Annotated in this window: 5 protein-coding genes and 1 pseudogene; all 6 read left to right on the forward strand. The window is 60.6% G+C overall.

Annotated elements, in window-relative coordinates:
* Positions 1-49 precede the first annotated feature (49 nt).
* A pseudogene (locus ACIPLA_RS27690) lies at positions 50-1573 on the forward strand (DNA gyrase C-terminal beta-propeller domain-containing protein); the annotation flags it as partial.
* Between the two features lie 228 nt (positions 1574-1801).
* Positions 1802-2887, forward strand: a complete 1086-nt coding sequence (gene serC / locus ACIPLA_RS27695) for a 3-phosphoserine/phosphohydroxythreonine transaminase (protein WP_401177609.1) — start codon at positions 1802-1804, stop codon at positions 2885-2887.
* Positions 2887-3981 carry a prephenate dehydratase gene (pheA, locus tag ACIPLA_RS27700; protein WP_007899727.1) on the forward strand — a complete coding sequence of 365 codons (1095 nt, stop codon included), beginning with the start codon at positions 2887-2889 and terminating at the stop codon, positions 3979-3981. The genes serC and pheA overlap by 1 nt, the downstream gene beginning before the upstream one ends.
* Positions 3982-3993: 12 nt before the next feature.
* Positions 3994-5106, forward strand: a complete 1113-nt coding sequence (hisC, locus tag ACIPLA_RS27705; RefSeq protein WP_192344039.1) for a histidinol-phosphate transaminase — start codon at positions 3994-3996, stop codon at positions 5104-5106.
* Between the two features lie 28 nt (positions 5107-5134).
* Positions 5135-7342: a bifunctional prephenate dehydrogenase/3-phosphoshikimate 1-carboxyvinyltransferase gene (locus tag ACIPLA_RS27710; protein ID WP_401177613.1), complete on the forward strand. Its 2208-nt coding sequence runs from the start codon at positions 5135-5137 to the stop codon at positions 7340-7342.
* Complete coding sequence (cmk, locus tag ACIPLA_RS27715; RefSeq protein WP_123494519.1) at positions 7339-8028, forward strand: (d)CMP kinase; 690 nt, start codon at positions 7339-7341, stop codon at positions 8026-8028. Before ACIPLA_RS27710 ends, cmk begins: the two co-directional genes overlap by 4 nt.
* Positions 8029-8208: the final 180 nt, after the last annotated feature.

The following is an 8208-nucleotide window of genomic DNA, read 5'->3' on the forward strand; positions in this document are numbered from 1 at the left end:
GTACCGTTTTCGAGCTGCGTTAAGCGAGAGAACGTGTCACTTTCTGTAAGGTCAAGCGGTTGCCCTGTCGTACATCGACCCGGTCATCGCCCTGATCAAGGCCTCGCCAACGCCGTCGGAAGCCAAGGAAGCGCTGATCAGCACGGCCTGGGAATCTTCCGCCGTTGTCGCGATGGTCGAACGTGCCGGTGCCGATTCTTGCCGTCCAGAGACCCTGGACCCGCAATACGGTCTGCGCGACGGCAAGTACTTCCTGTCGCCGGAACAGGCGCAAGCCATTCTGGAGCTGCGTTTGCACCGTCTGACCGGTCTGGAACACGAAAAGCTGCTGGCCGAGTATCAAGAGATCCTCAACCAGATCGGCGAGCTGATCCGCATCCTCAGCAGCGCCACGCGCCTGATGGAAGTGATCCGCGAAGAGCTGGAAGTGATCCGCGCCGAGTATGGCGATGTGCGTCGCACCGAGATTCTCGATGCCCGTCTCGACCTGACCCTGGGCGACATGATCCCGGAAGAAGAGCGCGTCGTGACCATTTCCCACGGTGGCTACGCCAAGACCCAGCCATTGGCTGCGTACCAGGCTCAGCGTCGTGGCGGTAAAGGCAAATCGGCCACCGGCGTCAAGGATGAGGACTACATCGCTCACCTGCTGGTCGCCAACAGCCACACCACGCTGCTGCTGTTCTCCAGCAAAGGCAAAGTGTACTGGCTGAAAACCTACGAAATCCCGGAAGCCTCCCGCGCTGCCCGTGGTCGTCCGCTGGTCAACCTGCTGCCGCTGGACAGTGATGAATACATCACCACCATGCTGCCGGTCGAGGAATACACCGAAGGCCACTTCATCTTCATGGCCACTGCCAAAGGCACCGTGAAGAAGACCCCGCTGGAATCCTTCAGCCGTCAACGCAGCGTCGGCCTGATCGCGCTGGAGCTGGACGAAGGTGACGTACTGATCTCTGCCGCCATTACCGATGGCGAGCGTGAAGTCATGCTGTTCTCCGACGGCGGCAAGGTGACTCGCTTCAAGGAAACCGACGTTCGCGCCATGGGCCGTACCGCTCGCGGTGTCCGTGGCATGCGTCTGCCGGAAGGCCAGAAGCTGATTTCCATGCTGATCCCGGAAGAAGGCAGCCAGATCCTCACCGCTTCGGCGCGTGGTTTCGGCAAGCGCACCGCGATCACCGAGTTCCCAGAGTACAAGCGTGGCGGTCAGGGCGTTATCGCCATGGTCAGCAACGAGCGTAACGGCCGTCTGGTCGGCGCAGTCCAGGTGCTCGATGGCGAGGAAATCATGCTGATTTCCGACCAGGGTACGTTGGTTCGTACTCGTGTCGACGAAGTCTCCAGCCTGGGTCGTAACACCCAGGGCGTGACCCTGATCAAGCTGGCCAGCGATGAAACGCTGGTGGGCCTGGAGCGGGTTCAAGAGCCGTCGGAAGTCGAAGGCGAAGAGCTGGAAGGCGAAGGGCTTGAAGGTGAAGAGGGTGCAGTGTTCGACGGTGAAGTCGTGATCGACGACGTTGCCGAAGACCAGCAACTCGACGCCGCCGCTGACGAAGAGCCGCAAGAGTAAGCGGGCAAGCAGGGGGCGGATGAAGATTCGCCCCCTTGTTGTTTGTCCGTATGAAAATATCGACACCCATGGAGATCCCTTGTGGGAGCGGGCTTGCTCGCGAAGACGGACTGACATTCAGCATAGATGTCGCCTGTTGCACCGCTTTCGCGAGCAAGCCCGCTCCCACATTGGATCTGTGTCGACTGATATGTTTGTACGATCCACCAAATCAGAGCGAGATTGGATGTGAGCAAGAGAGCCTATAACTTCTGTGCCGGTCCTGCGGCGCTTCCCGAAGCTGTCCTGAAACGCGCCCAGGGTGAACTCCTTGATTGGCACGGCAAGGGCTTGTCGGTCATGGAAATGAGCCATCGCAGCGATGAGTTCGTGTCCATTGCCACCAAGGCCGAGCAGGATCTGCGTGATCTGCTGAATATCCCCTCGAACTATAAAGTGCTGTTTCTGCAAGGTGGCGCGAGCCAGCAATTTGCTCAGATTCCTCTGAACCTGTTGCCGGAAAGCGGCACCGCCGACTATATCGACACCGGTATCTGGTCGCAGAAAGCTATCGAAGAAGCCTCGCGCTACGGCCACGTCAACGTTGCCGCCACCGCCAAGCCTTACGACTATTTCGCCATCCCCGGCCAGAACGAATGGAAGCTGTCGAAAGACGCGGCCTACGTTCACTACGCGCCGAACGAAACCATTGGCGGCCTGGAATTCCAATGGATTCCGGAAACCGGCGATGTGCCGCTGGTCGCCGACATGTCCTCGGACATTCTCTCGCGTCCGGTGGATGTCTCGCGCTTCGGCATGATCTACGCCGGTGCCCAGAAAAACATCGGCCCGAGCGGCGTTGTCGTGAACATCGTTCGCGAAGACCTGCTGGGTCACGCCCGTTCCATTTGCCCGACCATGCTCAACTACAAGGTCGCGGCCGATAACGGCTCGATGTACAACACCCCGCCAACCCTGGCCTGGTACTTGTCCGGTCTGGTATTCGAGTGGCTGAAAGAGCAGGGTGGTGTCGAAGCCATCGGCAAACTCAACGAAGTGAAGCAGCGCACGCTGTACGACTTCATCGACGCCAGCGGCATGTACAGCAACCCGATCAACAAATCGGACCGCTCGTGGATGAACGTGCCGTTCCGTCTGGCCGATGATCGTCTCGACAAGCCATTCCTGGCCGGTGCCGACGAACGCGGCCTGCTGAACCTCAAGGGCCACCGTTCCGTGGGCGGCATGCGTGCCTCCATCTATAACGCCGTCGATATCGTTGCGGTCAACGCACTGGTTTCGTACATGGCAGAGTTCGAGAAGGAACACGGCTAATGTCTGAGCAAGAACTCAAGGCACTGCGCCTGCGCATTGATGCTCTGGACGAAAAAGTCCTGGAGCTGATCAGTGAGCGCGCACGTTGCGCCCAGGAAGTTGCGCGAGTAAAGATGGCCTCGCTGGCCGAAGGCGAAGTGCCGGTGTTCTATCGTCCTGAGCGTGAAGCCCAGGTGCTCAAGCGTGTAATGGAGCGTAACCAGGGGCCGCTGGGCAACGAAGAGATGGCGCGGCTGTTCCGCGAAATCATGTCCTCGTGCCTGGCCCTCGAGCAGCCGCTGAAAGTGGCTTACCTCGGCCCTGAAGGCACCTTCACCCAAGCTGCAGCCATGAAGCATTTCGGCCATGCAGTGATCAGCAAGCCGATGGCGGCGATCGACGAAGTGTTCCGTGAAGTCGCGGCCGGTGCGGTGAACTTTGGCGTGGTCCCGGTGGAAAACTCCACCGAGGGCGCGGTCAACCACACCCTCGACAGCTTCCTCGAACACGACATGGTGATTTGCGGCGAAGTCGAACTGCGGATTCACCATCACCTGTTGGTCGGTGAAAACACCAAGACCGACAGCATCAGTCGCATCTATTCCCACGCCCAGTCCCTGGCCCAGTGCCGCAAGTGGCTGGACGCCCATTACCCGAATGTCGAGCGCGTGGCGGTTTCGAGCAACGCCGAAGCGGCCAAGCGGGTCAAGGGTGAGTGGAACTCGGCGGCGATTGCCGGCGACATGGCCGCCGGTCTGTACGGGTTGACTCGTCTGGCCGAAAAAATCGAGGATCGTCCGGACAACTCCACGCGATTCCTGATGATCGGCAGCCAGGAAGTACCGCCGACCGGCGACGACAAGACCTCGATCATCGTTTCCATGAGCAACAAACCCGGCGCGCTCCATGAGTTGCTGGTGCCGTTCCATGACAACGGCATCGACCTGACACGCATCGAGACCCGTCCGTCGCGCAGCGGTAAATGGACCTACGTGTTCTTCATCGACTTCGTCGGCCACCATCGCGACCCGCTGGTCAAAGGTGTACTGGAAAAGATCAGTCAGGAAGCAGTAGCACTCAAAGTGCTGGGTTCCTACCCGAAAGCAGTTCTCTAAGGGCGGTAGCAAATGAGTGGCAACTTCCTCGCTCTGGCACAGCCGGGCGTGCAACAACTTTCGCCTTACGTTCCGGGCAAGCCCGTGGACGAACTGGCTCGTGAGCTGAACCTCGATCCGGCCAATATCGTCAAACTGGCGAGCAACGAAAACCCGTTGGGCGCCAGTCCCAAGGCGCTGGCGGCGATTCGCGAAGCGCTGACCGAGCTGACCCGCTATCCGGACGGCAACGGTTTTGCGCTCAAGACCCTGCTGGCCGATCAGTGCCGCGTCGAGCTCAACCAGGTAACGCTGGGCAACGGCTCCAACGACATTCTGGAGTTGGTGGCGCGTGCCTATCTGGCGCCAGGCCTGAACGCAGTGTTCAGCGCCCATGCGTTTGCGGTCTATCCGATTGTCACTCAGGCCGTTGGTGCCCAGGCAAAAGTGATCCCGGCCAAAGATTGGGGCCATGATCTGCCGGCCATGCTCGCCGCGATCGATGCCGATACCCGTGTGGTGTTCATTGCCAACCCGAACAACCCGACCGGGACCTGGTTCGACGCCCAGGCGCTGGATGATTTCCTGCAGGACGTGCCGGCCCACGTGCTAGTGGTGCTGGACGAGGCCTACATCGAATACGCCGAAGGCAGCGACTTGCCGGATGGCCTGGACTATCTGGCGGCCTACCCGAACCTGCTGGTCTCGCGCACCTTCTCCAAGGCTTATGGTCTGGCGTCGCTGCGGGTCGGTTACGGCTTGTCCTCGGCCATCGTCGCCGATGTGCTGAACCGCGTGCGTCAGCCGTTCAACGTCAACAGCCTCGCACTGGCCGCCGCTTGTGCCGCGTTGCAAGACGTCGAGTACCTGGCCGAAAGCCGTCGCCTGAACGAGTCCGGCATGCAGCAGTTGCAAGCGGGTTTCCGTGAGTTGGGGCTGAGCTGGATTCCATCCAAAGGCAACTTCATCTGTGTCGATCTGGGCCGTGTTGCGGCGCCAGTGTTCGAGGGCTTGCTGCGTGAAGGTGTGATCGTGCGTCCGGTGGCCAACTACGGCATGCCGAACCATCTGCGTATCACCATCGGTTTGCCAGCGGAAAACAGCCGCTTCCTCGAAGCGCTGACCAAGGTTTTGGCCCGTGGTTGATGTCACTGCACTGCAATCTGCTCAACCTATGATCGGTCGCCTGGTGGTGGTCGGCCTGGGCTTGATCGGCGGTTCGTTTGCCAAAGGCCTGCGTGAAAGTGGCCTGTGCCGCGAAGTGGTCGGGGTCGATCTCGACCCGCAGTCGCGCAAGCTGGCGGTCGAGTTAGGCGTGGTGGATCGCTGCGAAGAAGACCTGGCGGCGGCTTGCCAGGGCGCTGATGTGATTCAACTGGCGGTGCCGATCCTGGCCATGGAGAAACTGCTCGCGCTGTTGGCGGGCATGGACCTGGGGCAAGCGATTCTGACCGACGTCGGCAGCGCCAAGGGCAATGTGGTGCGCGCGGCGACCGAGGCGTTTGGCGGCATGCCGGCTCGCTTCGTGCCGGGGCATCCGATTGCCGGTTCCGAGCAGAGCGGGGTGGAAGCCTCCAATGCCGAACTGTTCCGTCGTCATAAAGTGATTCTGACGCCGCTGGATCAGACCGATCCAGCAGCGCTGGCAGTGGTTGACCGGTTGTGGCGCGAATTGGGCGCCGACGTCGAGCACATGCAGGTCGAGCGTCATGACGAAGTGTTGGCGGCGACCAGCCATCTGCCGCACTTGCTGGCGTTCGGTTTGGTCGATTCGTTGGCCAAACGCAATGAAAATCTTGAGATCTTCCGTTACGCTGCGGGCGGTTTCCGCGATTTCACAAGAATCGCCGGTAGCGACCCGGTCATGTGGCACGACATCTTCCTCGCCAACCGCGAAGCTGTCCTGCGCACACTCGATACATTTCGCAGCGACCTCGACGCCTTGCGCGACGCGGTCGATGCAGGGGATGGGCACCAAGTAATGTGCGTGTTCACGCGCGCCCGGGTTGCCCGCGAGCATTTCAGTAAAATCCTGGCCCGCCGGGCCTATGTGGACGCTATGAATTCCAACGATCTGATTTTCCTGGCACAACCTGGTGGCCGCCTGACTGGGCGGATTCGTGTACCGGGCGACAAATCGATTTCCCACCGTTCGATCATGCTCGGTTCCCTGGCCGAAGGCGTCACCGAAGTGGAAGGTTTCCTCGAGGGCGAAGACGCTCTGGCGACCTTGCAAGCCTTCCGCGACATGGGTGTCGTCATCGAAGGTCCACACCACGGTCGTGTGACCATCCACGGCGTCGGCCTGCATGGCCTGAAGCCTGCACCGGGCCCGATCTATCTGGGCAACTCCGGTACTTCGATGCGTCTGCTGTCTGGCCTTTTGGCTGCGCAGAGCTTCGATAGCACGCTGACTGGTGATGCCTCGCTGTCCAAGCGTCCGATGAATCGCGTGGCCAATCCACTGCGCGAAATGGGCGCCGTGATCGAGACCGCTGCTGAAGGTCGTCCACCGATGACCATCCGTGGCGGCAACAAGCTCAAGGGCCTGACTTACACCATGCCGATGGCCAGCGCCCAGGTTAAATCCTGCCTGTTGCTGGCGGGTCTGTATGCCGAAGGCAAGACCACCGTCACCGAGCCGGCGCCGACTCGCGATCACACCGAGCGCATGCTGCGCGGCTTCGGCTACCCGGTCACCGTCAATGGCGCCACCGCCTCGGTCGAGTCCGGCCACAAGCTGGCCGCGACCCACATTGAAGTGCCGGGCGACATCTCGTCGTCGGCGTTCTTCCTTGTAGCCGCGTCGATTGCCGAAGGTTCGGAACTGGTGCTCGAGCACGTCGGCATCAACCCGACCCGTACCGGCGTGATCGACATCCTGCGCCTGATGGGGGCGGACATCACCCTGGAAAACCAGCGTGAAGTGGGCGGCGAGCCGGTAGCGGATCTGCGCGTACGGGCAGCTAAACTCAAAGGTATCGAGATCCCCGAGGCGCTGGTTCCACTGGCCATCGACGAGTTTCCTGTGCTGTTCGTGGCCGCTGCCTGTGCCGAAGGGCGCACCGTGCTGCGCGGCGCCGAAGAGTTGCGCGTGAAGGAGTCGGACCGGATCCAGGTCATGGCGGATGGTTTGCTGGCACTGGGCGTCAAATGCGAGCCGACCCCGGACGGCATCATCATCGACGGCGGCCAGATCGGCGGCGGCGAAGTGCATGGTCACGGCGATCACCGGATTGCCATGGCGTTCAGCGTGGCTTCGTTGCGCGCCACTGCACCGATCCGCATCCATGACTGCGCCAACGTCGCGACCTCGTTCCCGAACTTCCTCGCGCTGTGCGCGCAGGTCGGTATCCGTGTTGCGCAAGAGGCTCAGTCGTGATCAGCATCGCACCGGTTATAACCATTGATGGGCCTAGCGGCTCTGGCAAGGGGACTGTTGCCGGGATGCTGGCCAAGCGCCTGGGCTGGAACCTGCTGGATTCCGGTGCACTTTATCGATTGCTGGCATTCGCGGCGCATAACCACGGCGTCGATCTGACGAACGAAGAATTGCTCAAAAAACTTGCCGCTCATCTGGATGTGCAATTCATCGCGGCGACCGATGGTCAGCTGCAGCGCATTATTCTGGAAGGCGACGAAGTCAGCGATGTCATTCGTACCGAAAGTATCGGCTCGGGTGCCTCGCAGGTCGCTGCGCTGCCCGCCGTTCGTGAAGCGCTGCTGCAGCGCCAGCGGGCCTTTCAGGAGCCGCCGGGTCTGGTGGCCGATGGTCGCGACATGGGGACGGTGGTTTTTCCGGACGCGCCGCTGAAGATATTCCTCACTGCCAGTGCCGAGGAGCGTGCGCGCCGTCGATACTTGCAGTTGAAGGGCAAAGTCGATGGTGTTAGTCTGTCGAGTCTGCTAGATGAGATACGTGCGCGCGATGAGCGTGACACCCAGCGCGCAGTAGCCCCGCTCAAACCGGCGGCCGACGCGATACAGCTGGATTCCACGGAGTTGTCCATCGATCAGGTGCTGGAACGCATCATGAGCGAGATCGCCATTCGCGATATCGCCGGGTGACCAAGAAAGCTGCAGGGGACCAGTCATAGTCCTGCGGTGTTTCTTTCATATGAAACTAACCCACACCGTCTGGGGTGTGGAGATGGGCGTATTCTTCGCCCTTATCAACAGGAATTAAAATGAGCGAAAGCTTTGCGGAACTCTTTGAAGAAAGCCTAAAAACCCTGAACCTTCAGGCAG

Source organism: Pseudomonas sp. NPDC086112 (genome assembly GCF_044746425.1).
Taxonomy (GTDB): Bacteria; Pseudomonadota; Gammaproteobacteria; order Pseudomonadales; family Pseudomonadaceae; genus Aquipseudomonas.